Annotated in this window: 14 protein-coding genes; 7 read left to right on the top strand and 7 right to left on the bottom strand. The window is 70.7% G+C overall.

Going from position 1 to position 14,425, the window contains the following annotated elements:
* Positions 1-27 precede the first annotated feature (27 nt).
* The 4 genes from GUI43_RS05010 to map form a co-directional block, all read right to left on the bottom strand.
* On the bottom strand, positions 28-828 hold the full coding sequence (locus GUI43_RS05010; protein ID WP_112698122.1) for an FkbM family methyltransferase: 801 nt from the start codon (positions 826-828) through the stop codon (positions 28-30).
* 36 nt (positions 829-864) lie between these two features.
* Positions 865-2,520, bottom strand: a complete 1,656-nt coding sequence (locus GUI43_RS05015) for a sulfatase-like hydrolase/transferase (protein ID WP_244220330.1) — start codon at positions 2,518-2,520, stop codon at positions 865-867.
* Between the two features lie 98 nt (positions 2,521-2,618).
* A complete protein-coding gene (locus GUI43_RS05020; protein WP_112589371.1) occupies positions 2,619-3,488 on the bottom strand; it encodes a CDP-alcohol phosphatidyltransferase family protein in 870 nt (289 codons plus the stop codon).
* Positions 3,489-3,674: 186 nt separating this feature from the next.
* The gene (map, locus tag GUI43_RS05025) at positions 3,675-4,448 is read right to left on the bottom strand and encodes a type I methionyl aminopeptidase (RefSeq protein ID WP_091399310.1); all 774 of its coding nucleotides are present in this window, start codon (positions 4,446-4,448) and stop codon (positions 3,675-3,677) included.
* Between the two features lie 65 nt (positions 4,449-4,513).
* Here map and GUI43_RS05030 point away from each other — a divergent pair, with 65 nt between their 5' ends.
* Together GUI43_RS05030 and GUI43_RS05035 are read left to right on the top strand one after the other, a co-directional pair.
* Positions 4,514-4,816 carry a helix-turn-helix domain-containing protein gene (locus tag GUI43_RS05030; RefSeq protein ID WP_091399313.1) on the top strand — a complete coding sequence of 101 codons (303 nt, stop codon included), beginning with the start codon at positions 4,514-4,516 and terminating at the stop codon, positions 4,814-4,816.
* Between the two features lie 421 nt (positions 4,817-5,237).
* Positions 5,238-6,506, top strand: coding sequence for an MFS transporter (locus tag GUI43_RS05035; RefSeq protein ID WP_283016218.1), 1,269 nt, complete (start codon positions 5,238-5,240; stop codon positions 6,504-6,506).
* Between the two features lie 56 nt (positions 6,507-6,562).
* On the opposite strand, the gene GUI43_RS05040 is transcribed toward GUI43_RS05035, so the two are convergent.
* Positions 6,563-7,735 carry a lactonase family protein gene (locus tag GUI43_RS05040; RefSeq protein WP_112589363.1) on the bottom strand — a complete coding sequence of 391 codons (1,173 nt, stop codon included), beginning with the start codon at positions 7,733-7,735 and terminating at the stop codon, positions 6,563-6,565.
* Between the two features lie 177 nt (positions 7,736-7,912).
* Entirely contained in the window at positions 7,913-8,797 is an 885-nt protein-coding gene (locus GUI43_RS05045; protein ID WP_112698124.1) for a LysR family transcriptional regulator, read from the bottom strand.
* Between the two features lie 82 nt (positions 8,798-8,879).
* Here GUI43_RS05045 and GUI43_RS05050 point away from each other — a divergent pair, with 82 nt between their 5' ends.
* Positions 8,880-10,130 (top strand): MFS transporter, encoded by a 1,251-nt coding sequence (locus GUI43_RS05050; protein ID WP_112589359.1) that lies wholly within the window; start codon positions 8,880-8,882, stop codon positions 10,128-10,130.
* Between the two features lie 127 nt (positions 10,131-10,257).
* Here GUI43_RS05050 and GUI43_RS05055 read toward each other — a convergent pair whose 3' ends face one another.
* Positions 10,258-11,007 carry a DUF8817 family protein gene (locus GUI43_RS05055; RefSeq protein ID WP_112698125.1) on the bottom strand — a complete coding sequence of 250 codons (750 nt, stop codon included), beginning with the start codon at positions 11,005-11,007 and terminating at the stop codon, positions 10,258-10,260.
* Positions 11,008-11,173: 166 nt separating this feature from the next.
* Here GUI43_RS05055 and GUI43_RS05060 point away from each other — a divergent pair, with 166 nt between their 5' ends.
* From GUI43_RS05060 to GUI43_RS05075, 4 genes are read left to right on the top strand one after another with little or no spacing between them, the layout of a single operon-like run.
* Positions 11,174-12,100 carry a hypothetical protein gene (locus GUI43_RS05060; protein ID WP_112698126.1) on the top strand — a complete coding sequence of 309 codons (927 nt, stop codon included), beginning with the start codon at positions 11,174-11,176 and terminating at the stop codon, positions 12,098-12,100.
* Positions 12,097-12,549 carry an ABA4-like family protein gene (locus GUI43_RS05065; protein ID WP_112605644.1) on the top strand — a complete coding sequence of 151 codons (453 nt, stop codon included), beginning with the start codon at positions 12,097-12,099 and terminating at the stop codon, positions 12,547-12,549. Before GUI43_RS05060 ends, GUI43_RS05065 begins: the two co-directional genes overlap by 4 nt.
* A gap of 5 nt (positions 12,550-12,554) precedes the next feature.
* Entirely contained in the window at positions 12,555-13,802 is a 1,248-nt protein-coding gene (locus tag GUI43_RS05070) for a sensor histidine kinase (protein ID WP_112698185.1), read from the top strand.
* Positions 13,799-14,425 carry a response regulator transcription factor gene (locus GUI43_RS05075; protein WP_112605650.1) on the top strand — a complete coding sequence of 209 codons (627 nt, stop codon included), beginning with the start codon at positions 13,799-13,801 and terminating at the stop codon, positions 14,423-14,425. The genes GUI43_RS05070 and GUI43_RS05075 overlap by 4 nt, the downstream gene beginning before the upstream one ends.

Consider the following 14,425-nt stretch of genomic DNA (forward strand, 5'->3'; position numbering starts at 1 on the left):
GGACCGAAGCGGTGACGCGTGCTCCGGTCAGCTCTCGGTGGGGGCCGCCTGGCTCCCGGACACGCAGTACACGTCGCCGGAGTTCGCGGCGTGCGGCAGTTCGTGCAGGTGCGTGGCCAGGTCGGTCGCGGGCATCCAACGCCGGAACGTCATCGACTTGTCGTCGCCCACCGCGACGTCGAAGCCGTCGAAGCCCAGCGCGGTCAGGCGATCGAGGCACCGGTCGGCGACCGCACGCGCGATGGTGGTGAACTCGAACGACAACGCGGGCAGTGGGCGGCTCAGGCCGGCCAGCACCTCGTCCTCGAAACCCTCAACGTCAATCTTGGTGAAGGTCGGCACGCCGTACGTCTCGATCAGCGCGTCGACGGTGACCACCGGGACCTCGATGTCGGTGTCCCACACCTCGCCCTCCCACCCGCCCGCGCCCTTCGCGGCGCGGACGAAGTCCGGTGAGGCGGTCGAGACGGTGGGGTTGGCGGAGTTGACGTGCAACCGGGTGCGCCCAGGGAGTGCGCCGCACGCTGCGTCGACAACAGTCACCTGGTCGTCGTCGGCGTAGATCGCCCGCAGGACGCGCAGACACAGCGGCTGCGGTTCCACAGCGACGACCCGGGCACCGAGGCGACGGAAGCTGGCGATGTGGTCGCCCACGTGGGAGCCGATGTCGAAGACGAGGTCCCCACTCCCGACGAAGCGGGAGTAGAAGGCGTCCATCCTCGCGTCCCGTTCGGGATCGCCGTAGTAGACGTCCAGCGACCGGTGCAGCAGGGACAGGGCCGGGTCGTTCCGGAGCGCGGCGATCCTGGTGTCGGTGGTAGCCGTCATCTGTCTGGTGTCCAGTCCGTGAGAGAGGTGGCCGGGTTACGGTCCGAAGGCGGTCAGGAACCGGTCCCGGAAGGCGTCCATCCGCCAGACCGGCGCCTGCGGCCCGGGCTTCAGCCCGTCCTGCCAGCCCCACCCGGAGATCCGGTCCAACACGGCCCGATCACGGGTGATGATCGAGATCGGCACGTCGTGGCTGGCGTTCTCGCCGGTGACGACCGCGGCGGGTTGGTGGTCACCGAGGACGATGAACACGAGGTCGTCGTCTCCGTAGGTCCGCACGTAGGAGATGAGCGAGCCGAGGGTGTACTCGATGGACTTTCGGTAGTCCGCCCGGATCTGGGCGGTGTTGCGGCGCTTGTCGTCCGACCTGCGCGCGCCAGCCCCACGGTAGACCGCGCCGTCGCCGACGTCGGCCCAGTCGAGCAGCGGCGGGACGGGCGTCCAGGGCGCGTGACTCGACACCAGCGCCAGCTCGGTCATCACGTTGCCGTCGCGCTTCGCCTGCTCCAGGCGCTGCCAGCTGGCCAGGGTGTACTGGTCGGGCGGGGTGCCGAAGCTGAACTTCGGGCCACGGTACGCGAGAGCCTTGGCGTCGTAGAACCGGTCGTAGCCGAAGAAGGAACCCTCCGGCCATGCCCTGGTGACGGCTGGCATCACGCCGACGGTCTGCCAGTTCGCCCGTCGGAAGGCGCCGTTGAGGGTCATCCGGTCACTGGCCAGCAGGGTGCGGTGCCGCTGGTCGTTGTCGATCCAGAGGCCGGAGAGCAACGTGTCGTGCGCGAGCCAACTGCCGCCACCGAAAGTCGGCGAGGTGAGGAAGCCGCTCTGCGCGGCGAAACCCGCCGCGCCCAGCTCGCTGGTGCCGCGGTCGAGGACCGCGCCGACCTGCGGCGCGAACTCCGGGTCCTCGACGGCATCCCGGCCGTAGCTCTCCACGAAGGCGACGACCACGTTCTTGCCGCGCAGCGCGGTCAGTAGCTGGTCACCCGGGGTGTCGCCGAACCTGTCGGCCTCAATCAACGCGCCGAACGTCTCGCGGTCGTCGAGGCGCAGGCGCACCTGGAAGCCGTGACCGTTGGCCAGGGTGGTCGCGGACGTGTCGGCGACCGGCACGCCCTCGACCACCCGCACGTTGAACGCGGCGCAGGCCACCCAGACGACCACCAGCGCGGCCACGATCCGGGTGGTCCCGGTGCGGTGCCGGACCACCAGTCGCCGCAGCCGCCGCATCGACAGCGTGACCAGTGTGGGCAGGCCCACGAACACCACCGCCAGGGTGATGGCGACGCCGATGGCGGCGGGTCGACCGTACGACTCGCTGAGGAAGGCGAACCCCTCGTCGAGGAGCGCCCAGTCGAGCACCGGGTCGAACGCCCGGCTCAGCGAGGCGGTGAACCCCAGGTCGAGCAGCTTCAACAGGCCGAGCAGGCCGAGGGCCACGCCGGCCAGCGTCGCGACCAGTCGGCTGCCACGAGACGGCAGGGCGAGCAGGAGGGCCACGACCAGCAGCGCCTCCAGGGGGATCCGCGCGAACGCCGCCGGGCTGAGCCGGCCGAAGTCGTACGGCACGGTGAGGACGAGCAGCACAAGCAGCGCGGCCAGCACGGTCGTCAGCCGGGCGGCGATGGAGCGTTTCGGCCGATCCTCGACGTCGGTGCCGTCAGCGGTCCCGCCCGAGGCTTCGCCCCTCATCGCCCTCCGTCCCTGGCTCGGCAACTGACGTACGCGCGTCAAGAGCGACAACCCGGGCATCCTTCCATGATCTTTGCTGGGAGCGGCATCCGGGCGGCTCAGACGCGGGCGATCCCGCGTCGGGCCACGGCGACAGTGGGACGGTCCGACCACGGCAGCCCATCGGTAGTGCTCGGGATCAGCTCGGCCAGCCCCGCTCCGGCGCCTGGGGCGCCGTGGCTCTGCGAGCTGACCGGCTGAACCATCGCACCCTGGGCGTCGTGGATGACTGCGTGGCGGAGGCGCCGGGTCGTCCAGAGCCAGGCGACGTCACGCCCGAACGACTCGACCAGCAGCGCCACCGACGCCACCAGCACCACTGTCGTCAGCGGCGGGGGCAGCACGTCGGCCATCGCCACCGTCAACACCACGCCCTGGATCGCGGCGACGACCTTGCTCCAGTAACGCGGCGGCGCGGATCCCCGCATCCACTCCAACACCCAGGTCGCGGCGCCGAAGAGGTAACGCATCGCGCCGATCACGAGCACCCAGCCACCCACCGCGGGGGCCACGTGCAGGCAGAGCACCAGGACCAGGAAGGAGTCGATCTCCATGTCGAAGCGCGCGCCGAGCTCGCTGGTGGTCCCGGTGCGGCGGGCCGTGTACCCGTCCACGGCGTCGAGGGCCAACGCCACGCTGGTGAGGACGACCATCACCGTGATCGGCGCCGACCGGCCGAACGAGTCGGCGGCCAGGGCCGTCACGCCGCCGACGAGGATCGCCCGGCTCAGGGTCACCCGGTCGGCCGGGCTGAGCGCACCCGCGCCCGAGCGGGACATTCCCCGGCTGAGCAGGGCGCACAGGGCCACCCCGTACGCCAGCCCCGCCACCCAGCCCGCCGCGCCCAGACCGACTGTCTCCGCCAGCACCGCCAGCAGGACGATCTGCACGAGCAGTCCGATGACCGGACCAGTTCGAACCGTTGACATCGTGCCTCCGTGACTCTGGTGGGTGACCCTGACCGTCATCACGGAAAATATGACCGATCGGTTCATTCTGAACGCGATCCGGCAGGGTGCCACGGAGGGACGTGCCCCTTCGGCCGCCGGTTAATCGTCCATCGTGGGCGGCCCGTCTTCGGCTGACCGGTGCGGGCGTCGATCGTCGCGTACGGGTCAGGGCGTCGGCAGGGTGAGCACGTCCGCACCGTCGTCGGTGATGGCGATGGTGTGCTCGCTGTGCGCCGTCCGGCAGCCCGTCGCGCTACGGAGGGTCCAGCCATCGGCATCGGTGACGAGCGTGGCGGTGTCCGCCATCACCCACGGCTCCAGCGCCAGCAGCAGCCCCGGGCGTAGCCGGTAGCCGCGACCGGGGCGCCCCGTGTTGGAGACGTGCGGGTCCTGGTGCATCGTCGATCCGACGCCGTGGCCGCCGAACTCCGTGTTGACCGAGTATCCCGCCGCCTTGAGGACCGAGCCGATCGCGTGGGAGATGTCACCGATGGGGACGCCGGGGCCGGCGGCGGCGATCCCCGCCTGCAAGGCGCGCTCGGTCGCCTCGATCAGCGCGACGCTCTCCGGGGGCCGCACGTCGCCAACGATGAAGCTGATCGCCGAGTCCGCGACGACTCCACCCTGGGAGACGGCGAGGTCGAGCGAGAGCAGGTCGCCGTCGGCGAGCGGGTAGTCGTACGGCAATCCGTGCAGCACGGCGTCATTCACCGACGTGCAGATGTAGTGGCCGAACGGCCCGCGCCCGAAGGACGGCTCATAGTCGACGTAGCAGGACTGCGCCCCGGCCTCGGTGATCATGGCCTGCGCCCACCGGTCGATGTCCAGGAGGTTGGTGCCGACCACGCAGCGGCTCTTCAGCGTCTGCAGGATGCCGGCGACCAGCGCGCCGGCGCCCTTCGCTCGCAGCACGTCGGTGGGGCTCAGGATCTCGATCATGCAGCGCCTTCCTCGGACGACCAATAAGTATCCCGGCCATATTATCCCGGTACTAGAATCGGAGCATGGTCAGGTTGCCGCTCACTCCCGCAGAGCTCGAACGCGGACAGCGCCTCGGTGCCCTCCTGCGTCGAGCCCGTGGAGAGCGTTCGATGCTCCTCACCGCGTTGGACGCGGGCGTCTCGCCGGAGACCCTTCGAAAGATCGAGTCCGGCCGGATAGCCACCCCCGCGTTTCCGACCATCGCGGCGATCGCCGACGTCCTCGGCCTCTCCCTCGACGCCGTCTGGTCGGAGATCAACACGTCGGACGGCAGCGCCGAACTCCCCCGACCGACGCGCACCGCGCGCGAACGGTTGGCCTCCTAGCGCGCTGCGGTCGAGCCGGTTGACGCCGCCGCGGGTGGGCCCGATTCGCTCGCGCTGTGTACGCCTTGTCGGCCAGGACTCGGTCAAGGCTTCGTCTCGGGACGGCCTGTCGTCAGGTGCGGGACGCGAATGCGCTCAGGCCCCGAATGAACTGCGGGCTGTCACGGCGCTGCCGGCAAAGCGCTTCCCACGATAGATAACCTAACAGTGATCCTTCCCGATCGGTATCGGGCAGACGCCCGACTGCGCAGGTCAGCGGCGGTGGCTAAGTTCGCCCAATGCCCGACCAACATGATCGGTGCGGAATCCGCGGGTACCTGGACGCTCGGCGACCTGAGCGTCAATCGGATCGGATTCGGCGCGCTGGTCCGAGCTTCGTGACGCCGGACTCTCCGGCATCTCGGCCGGAAGGTTCGTCACTGTGCAGACAGCGACAACGCCCGTTCCCATTCCTCCGCGCGACACCTCGTGGCTCGTTGCCCGAGGACTCATCCCCGATCACGGCCCTCGGCGCGTCCTGGCCGTCGCGACCTTCGTCAACATGCTCGGAAGTGGCATCTTCATGGCCACCGCCGTGCTCTTCTTCACCCGATCCGTCGGTCTTCCCCTTGCGCAGGTCGCTCTGGGGGTGGGCATCGCGGCGCTCGTCGGGATGCTCGCCGGAGTTCCGGTGGGGCATCTCGCCGATCGTCGGGGCCCGCGCGAGATCTATCTGCTGACCCTGGTCATCCGAGCCGCCACCATGGCCGCTCTGGCCTTCGTGCACACGTTCTGGCCGTTTGTCGTCCTGGTCTGCCTGACCCAGCTCGCGCACTCAGCCGGCGGGGCATCTCGCGGTCCGCTGGTGCGTGGCTTCGGCGGCGCCAACCTTGGCCAGTACCGGGCCTATCTGCGGTCGATCGCCAACCTCGCGGGATGTTGCGGCGCCCTCGCCGCCGGCGCAGCGGTGCAACTGGACACCCGCGCGGCCTATCTGGCCCTGGTCGTCGGCAACGCCGTCAGCTTCGTGGCATGCGCCGCCATCATCACTCGACTGCCCTCGCTGCCGCCCGTCCCAGCGCCCCAGTTGACCGGGCGTTGGATCGCACTGAGGGACAGGCCGTTTCTGACAGTCACAGTGCTCGACGCCATCCTGGGAATACAGGGCCAGGTACTGGTCTTCGCGCTGCCGGTGTGGATCATCTCGGAGACCGACGCGCCACGCTGGTTCGTCGGGGTGGCCGTGCTGGTCAACACCGCACTCGTGGCGACGCTGCAGGTCAGAGCGAGCCGGGGGGGCGACACCAGTTCAGCGGCAGGTCGGGCGATGCGCCGCTCCGGGCTGGCGTTCCTGATCGGAATGGCCCTGATCGCCACCACGTCGGCAATGCCCGGATGGGTCGCCGTCACGGTGCTCACGCTGGGGGTCGCCTCGCACACCGTCGGCGAGTTGTGGCACGCGGCGGGCTCACTCGAGTTGCAGTTCCGGCTCGCTCCCGCGCACGCGCAGGGGCAGTACATGGGGATCTCCGGCCTTGGCACGGGCCTGGCCAACGTCGCCGCCCCTTCCCTCCTGGGCCTGCTCTGCATCGCCTGGGGTGCCCCCGGCTGGCTGCTGATGGGTGGCATCTTCGTCGCGGTCGGGCTCGCCGCCCCGGCGGTCGTCCGATGGGGCGAGCGAACGCGGCCGGACTCAGCGGATGCCGTCTAGAAACCGGCGGGAGCTGGCCCCGGTCGATGAACGACCGGGGCCAGCGGGTGGTGCGCTCAGGAGGCGGCGATGCCCTCCATGCCGATGCCGTCGGCGAACTTCGGCAGACCCTCCACTGTGGTGACGAGATTCAGGGAGCCGTCCTCGTGCACCTTGTAGCCCTGCACGTTGCCGGCGGTGGCGTTCTGCACGTACAGGAAGCCGTCACTGGTGGTCATGTCGATCGACCCGCCGTTGGTGTCGGCGGCGACGTTCTTGACGAGTTCGAGCTTGCCGTCGTCGTCGACCCGGTATGAGCTGATGGTGGAGCTGCCGGCGTTGGCGACGAAGAAGTAGTCGCCGACGCGCTGGATCCAGCATGGCGCCTGCTGTCCGTTCGGCACCGACGGTCCGACCTGGTCGAGCGCGCCGTCGTCCTCCAGCTCGAACCGGCTGACCGCGTTCGCACCCGACTCGGTGACCAGCAGCGAGTCATCGGTGTCGAAGGTGAAGCCGAACGGGGTGTTCCCCGCGTCGCTGATGACGGGGTTGCGGGACAGCTTGCCGTTGCGACCGATCTCGTAGCTGAACATCACGTTGGCGGCCTTGGTCGACACCAGGACGAACTCGCTGTCCGGGTCGATCTTGACCTGGGCCGGGGCGGTTCCGAACGCGGGCGGGTTGCCGTTGTGCAGCCCGAGCGACCGGTTGGCGTCCTCGATCCGCGACAGGCGCCCCTTGTGCAGCTCGAAGCCCTGCACCGAGCCCTCGCCGCCGGCGTTGAGGACGTAGACGAGGTCGCCACGGGCCGCGACGCTGACCGGCAGCAGACCCCCGGACCAGATGACCTGGAGTTTGTGCAGCTTGGTGCCCTCGACGCGGAAGACCGTCACGGTGTTGCTGCCGGCGTTCACCGCGAACAGCAGTCCGCGGTGGTACGTGAGGGAGCCCTGCGAGGCCAGCGCGTCGAGCGGCGCGCCGATGGTGAAGCCGCCCAGCCCGCCGGTCTCGTACTCGCCCGCCTTGGTGAGGCGGCCGTCCTCGTCGCGGTCGTACACCTTGATGGTGTTGCCCTCGGCCTTGTTGGTCTGGACGAAGACCGCGCCCTCGTCGCCGTGGTGGTGATCACCCCCCTTGCGGTCGTCGTGGTACCCGGGGCCGCCGCCATCGGCGAAGGCGGCCCCGGGGATCGATCCGATGCTGGTCAGACCTGCCAGGAGGGCTGCCGCGAGCGCCACACTGCGCTTCATCACTGACTCCTTATGCACCCGAAGGGAGGAATACGAGTTTTCCTCTCCTTCGAAAGCTATCGGAGCAGCTAGGCGCGTTCGACTTACTTACCCTAAAGCGGTAATTTCGTGCCGTTCCGTGGAACGAGCGGACGTGTGGGCACCGGTGGCATAGGGGCGAAGCGGACCCGCGGCCCGTCAGGGCAGAAACTCGGCGGTCAGGCTGATCAGCGCACGGGCGGCGGCCCCGACCGGGCGGTCCACCGGGGTGGCAAGGGACGCCGTCCAGTTCAGGTCGACGCCGGCGACGCTCAGCAGGCGCACCCCGTGGTCGTCGGCGACGGCGAAGCGGGGCAGCAGCGCGATGCCGAGCCCGTGCCGCACGTGTTCGGCGCCGGTGGCGATGTCGGGGATCTCGATCGTGACGCGCCGGGACAGGCCGGCGGCCGCGAACGCCCGGTCGGTCACGGCCCGGTTGCCGTAGCCGACCGGGGAGTCGATGAAGTCCAACCCGGCGATGTCGGCGAGGGTGACCGCCTCGCGGGTCGCCAGCGGGTGGTCGTCCGGGACGACGAGGTCGAGAACCGAGCTGGCCAGATCGGTGAGGTGGATCTCCGCCGGAGGCGTGCCGGGCAGCGAGACGAACGCGAGGTCGAGCCGGCGTTCCGCGAGGGCGTCGATGAGCCCCTGGGAGCCGTGCGGGGCGACGCTGGTGTGCAGCAGCACTCCGGGGTGCCGGCGGTGGAACTCGCCGAGCAGGGCCGGCAGGTGCAGGAGTCTAATCGAGGTCATCGTGCCGATGCGCAGGGTGCCACGCAGGCCGCCGTGCACCTCGGCGACCGCGTCGCGGGCGTCGCGGGCCGCGTCGAGGGCGATCCGGGCGCGCGGCAGCAGCGCGGCACCGGCGTCGGTGAGGCGTACGCGCTTGGAGTTGCGGTCCAGCAGTGACGCGCCCAGTTCGCGTTCGAGGGTCTTGACCGCGGCGGAGACGGCGGACTGGACGACGTGCAGGCGGGCGGCGGCGCGAGTGAAGTTCTGTTCCTCGGCCACGGCGACGAAGTACTCAAGTTGGCGGAGCTCCACACCACCAAGTATCACCGATCGCGATCGTCGCGAACATCAACTTTCGTTGGACCTGATGCTTGGGTGGGGCAACAGTGGGGTCATGTCCTTGTCGACCCTGACACCCCGACCCACCACGTCCGACCGCGGCGACGGCTCGTCGCGCCGGCACGGCCGTGGCTTCTGGGCGATCGCCCTGGCGTTCCTGACCGCGATGGCGTTCTGCACCGTGCCGGCCCCGCTCTACCCGCTCTACATGGCGCGGGACGGCTTCTCCACGTTCATGGGCACGATCGTGTTCGCGGTCTACGCGGTGGGCGTGGTGATCAGCCTGCTGCTCGCCGGTCACGTCTCGGACTGGGTCGGCCGCAAGAAGATCCTCATTCCGGCGTTGGCGTTGGAGCTGGTGGCCGCCGCCCTGTTCCTGGGTGACCCGTCCCTGCCGGTGCTGCTGGTCGCCCGGCTGGTGAGCGGGCTGGGCATCGGCCTGATCACCGCGACCGCCACCGCGTACCTCCAGGAGTTGCACGCCGCACACCGGCCCGGCTCGTCCCGTCAGCGCTTCGAGATGGTCTCCACCGCCGCCAACATCGGCGGGCTGGGCGTCGGCGCGTTGGTCGCGGGCGTCCTCGCCCAGTACGTCGACGCGCCGCTACGTACGCCGTACCTGGTGTTCGCCGTCCTGCTGGCGGTGAGCATCGTGGCGGTCGCCCTGTCCCCGGAGACCGTCGAGGAGCGGCTGGTCAAGCCCACCTACCGGCCGCAGCGGATCAGCGCCGACCACGGGGACCGCGCCGGCTACCTGGCCGCGGCGGCCGCCGGGTTCGCCTCGTTCGCCGTGTTCGGCCTGTTCACCTCGGTCGCCCCCGGTTTCGTCGCGGGTGCCCTGCACCTCCCGTCGCGGGCCCTGGCCGGCACCATCGTGTTCGCCGTGTTCGGCGGTGCGGCAGTGGCGCAGACCCTCACCAGCCGGCTGGCCGCCCCGGCGAAGGTGCGCCTGGGGCTGCTCGCCCAGGCCGTCGGCGTGCCCGTCCTGCTGGTGGGGATGCACACCGCCAGCCTCTCGGTGTTCCTGGTCGGCGGGGTGGTCGCCGGCATCGGCGCCGGCGTGCTCTTCAAGGCCGCCGTCGGCGCCGTCGCGGCGATGGCCGCACCCGCGCAGCGCGGCGAGGCCCTGGCCGGGCTGTTCCTCATCGGCTACCTGGGGATGATCCTGCCGTCCGTCGGCATCGGCGTCGCCACCCAGGCCGTCACCGCCGGCACGGCGATGAACTGGTTCACCGGGTTGCTACTTGTCATGCTCGCCGGCGTGGCGGCGCTGTTCCGCCACAGCGCGGCGGCACAAGCCCGATGAGCCGTACGGCCTAAAACCGCTCGGCCAAGATCCGCACAGGAACAGGGAAAGTGCTGCCTCACCGGCCCCGGAGGCACCTACATCCCGGAAGTTGTGCGGATCTTGGCGGGCCAGACGCGGGGCCGGGTCAGCGCGGGTCGGGCCACCACGGTTCGAGGATGGTGGCGTCGGCGACGTACTGCGCCACCTGCGTCCGCTGTTCCGGGGGCAGCGACAGCGCCTGGAGTTGGGCGCCCCACTCGGGCACCCGGTCGGCCTTGTCCAACGCGGTGGCCAGCTCGATCAGGCCGGCCAGCGCCATCGCCTGCTCGATTACCGGGGCGTCCTCGGCGCGGCGGCGCATCCCCGAGTCGAGCGCCCGATAGGCCGCCCGGTCGTCCATCTTGAACTCGCGCAGGATCCGCGCGTTGTCGAGCACCCGGGCCAGCCCGTCGAGCTCCTTCGACCCGCCGTACTCCACGTCCTTCGGCTCGTCCCGCTGGATGAAGACGATGGTGTTGCCCGACGGGTCGACGATGCTGAACCGGGACGCCCCGGCACGGTAGCGGGTCATCCGGGGTAGACCCTTGACCAGCACCTTGCCGTAGCTGCGGCGCATCGCCTCGGTGAACACGGCGTGGTACGACGCCACCGCGTCCACCATCACCAGGCAGCCGCCGGAATGCTCCTTCGCCGGGTCCAGGTCTTTGGGCGCCGGGCCGTAGTGCAACTGGAACCCACTCCAGGTGAACGCCAGGTAGACGTATGGCCTGAGTTGCTCAAAGGCCACCTCGAACCCGAGGGCCCGCCAGAACGCCAGGGTCTCCTCCGGGGCCGCGCAGTGCAGCAGCGGCACCGTGGTCTCGTTCGGTTGGACACGGTCCGCATTGGTCGTCATTGTCGATCCCCGTCCCGTCGGCAGGCCGGCCATTCTGCCAGCACTCCCGAGCGGCTTCGACGGGTTTCGTCTCCTACCCAGGGAGGAGGCGCGCTCCGACCACCGGCCGCAACCGGGGCTCGGGGTCGGACGCGATCGGCGGGCGCGGCCACGAACATCTACAGGCATGACTACCGTTGTGCGCCGGGCGGCGCGTTGGAACCGCCCGCTGATGTTCCTGGTATCTGTGATGGCGGTGCTGGCCGTCGTCGCCGTGGTCGGCATCCTCGTCGACCCGCGCGTCCTCACCGGCGCGCCGATCTGGCTGAAGCCGTTCAAGTTCGCGGTGTCGTTCGTGCTCTACGGCGCGACGCTCGCCTGGATGCTCTCCCTCCTGCCGCGACGCAGCCGGGCCGTCGAGAGGGCGGTCGTCGTCATCGTCGCGGTGGCGGTCGTCGAGAACGCGTTGATCGTCGGTCAGGTGATTCGCGGGCAGACCAGTCACTTCAACGACACCACCCCCCTGAACACCGCGCTGTTCGCGACGATGGGCGCGGCGATCATGGTGCTGTTCTTCGCGCACCTCGTCATCGGGATCGTGGTCCTGATCCAGCGGATCCCCGATCGGGTCGCCGCGACCGCCGTCGGGTGGGGGCTCGGCCTGTCCCTGCTGGGCATGCTCGCGGCGGTGCCGATGGCGCTACCGATGCAGGATCCGGGGATCGAGGGGGTCAGTGGTGCGCACAGCGTCGGCGTGCCCGACGGTGGGCCGGGGTTGCCGCTGGTCGGCTGGAGCACCACAGGCGGTGACCTGCGGATCGGGCACTTCGTGGGGCTGCACGCCCTCCAGGCGTTGCCGATCCTGGCGATCCTGCTGAGCCGGTTCGCGACGCGGTTGGACGAACGCACCCGCGCCCGCCTGCTGGTCGTCGCGGGCGTCGCGTACGGCGTACTCACCGTGCTGTTGACCTGGCAGGCCCTGCGCGAACAGCCGCTGCTGCGGCCGGACGCCGTCACACTCGCCGCGGTCGCGGCCCTGGTGGTCGCGACGGCGACCGCCACCGGCCTGGTGCTGGCCCGCCGCCGTCGCCCGGAACTGGCGCTGGCCGCATGACCGGGACCCTGTTCTCCCTGACGTTCGCGGTGGCCGCGCCGTTCTGGGCGCTGATGATCCTGCTGCCGCGCTGGTCGTGGACCGCCCGGATCATCGCCTCACCGCTGATCGTGCTGCCGGTCGTGGTGATCTACGCGCTGCTGGTGCTCCCGGCGTTCGGCGACGTGCTGCCGGCCGTGGCGTCGCCGACCCTGGCCGGGGTACGCGACCTGCTCGGCACCTCCGACGGGGCCGCGGCGGGTTGGGCCCACATGATCGCGTTCGATCTGTTCGTCGGACGGTGGGCGTGGTTGGACAGCCGCGATCGGGGGGTGCCGGCGCTGGTGATGGCTCCGGTGCTGCTGCTGACCATCCTGCTCGGACCGCTCGGCCTGGCCGCGTACCTCGCGGTCCGGACCCGGTGGCGGCGGCCGACGGCCGTCGCCACCGGCCCGCAGCACCTAGGCTGACCACCGTGAGCTGGCCGGGGCGACTGTTCGACATGCGGGACACGCTCGTGCGGATGGTGCTGCTCGATCTCAGCGGGCTGTGCTACCTGCTCTTCGTTCCGCACTCCACCAGCACGCCCACGACGACACAGTGGATCCTCGCGGTCCTCGCGTTCACAGTGGCGCTGGCGGCGCACCGTCGGCCGGTGGTCAACCTGGTGGCGCAGGCCGCCCTGCTGACGGTCGCGATCAGCCTGGTCGACGACTTCACCATCAACCAGGTCGGCGCGAGTTGGGCCCTGCTCGAGATCACCATGCGGGCGCGTCGCCCCCGGACCATCTGGCTGTCCACCGCGCTGCTGGTCGTGGTCGACCTGACCGACTCGGTGGGCGACCCAGCCGGCAGGGTCGTCTCCGGCGTCGTCGGACTGGCCCTGGAGGTCGGTGTGCCGGTGCTGCTCGGCCTCGTCATCCGGACCAACCGGGAGCTGAGTCGGCAGGCCGTGGAGCGGGCGGTGGCCGAGCAACGCCAGCACGCGTCGGAGAGTCGTGCGGCGCGCGCCGACGAACGCAGCGCCATCGCCCGCGAGCTGCACGACGTCGTCGCGCACCACGTGGCGTCGATGGTCCTGCGGGTCGGCGTGGCCCGGCACGTGCTCACCGACCTGGACCCCCGGGTGGGCGAGGTCTTCGACGACGTGCACGGCACCGGCACCGCGGCCCTCGCGGAGCTGCGCCGGCTGGTCGCGGTGCTGCGCGACCCCGACGGGGTACGCGGCGACGCGGCGCTGACCGCGATCGAACCGTCCGCGCTGCCGGCGGCGATCGGCGCGTCGATCGACCGGGCCCGGCAGGCGGGTGTCACGGTGGAGGCCGATCTCGACCCGGCGATCGGTTCGCTCGACGCGGTGCGCGGCATGGCGGTGCTGCGACTGACCCAGGAGGCGCTGATCAACGTGGCCAAACACGCGGGAACCTCCGCGCTCGCGCACCTCGTGGTCGCTGTCCGGGACGGCGCCGTGCACTGGGAGGTCACCGACAACGGGCGCGGCGGGATGCCGACGGGCGTGCCGGCCGGTGGCGGGCACGGCATCACCGGGATGCGCGAGCGTGTCGAGGTCCTCGGCGGCCGGCTGGAGGCGGGCCCGACCGACACCGGGTGGCGGGTGCGCACCGTCCTTCCGGCGGTCACCGCGTCCGCCGACGCACCGGTCGGGTCGGTGCCCCGCGAACGGGAGGCCCCGGCCGGGTCGCCCGCGCCGGAGCCGGCGTGATCCGGGTGCTGCTGGTCGACGACCAGCACCTCATCCGGGCCGGGCTGCGCATGCTCTGCGACGCCCAGCCCGACATCGAGGTCGTCGGGGAGGCCGACAGCGGCCGCGAGGCGATCCCGCTGGCCGGGCGGCTCCTCCCCGACGTCGTCGTCATGGACCTGCGGATGCCCGGTGTCGACGGGATCACCGCGACCAGCCGGATCCTCGCCGAACGCCCCGCCACCCGCGTCCTGGTGCTGACCACGTTCGGCGACGACGACCACCTCTACCCAGCGCTGACCGCCGGGGCGTGTGGGTTCCTGCTCAAGGACGCGCCCCCGACCGAGCTGCTGGACGGCATCCGCCGGGCCGCCGTCGGCGACAGCCCGTTCAGCCCCGAGGTGCTGCGCCGCCTCGTGCAACGCGCGGTGCACGCCCGCCCCGGGTCACCACCGGCCCTGCCGGGCCTGACCGCCCGGGAACGGGACGTGCTCAACCTGGTCGCCGAGGGCCTGTCCAACACCGAGATCGCCGACCAGCTCCACATCGGTGTCACCACGGTCAAGACCCACATCACCAGCCTGATGACCAAGACCGACAGCCCCAACCGGGTACGTCTGGCCCTGTTCGCTCGCGGCGTCTGA

It is taken from the genome of Micromonospora noduli, from assembly GCF_003264365.1.
In the GTDB taxonomy this organism is placed as follows: domain Bacteria; phylum Actinomycetota; class Actinomycetes; order Mycobacteriales; family Micromonosporaceae; genus Micromonospora; species Micromonospora noduli.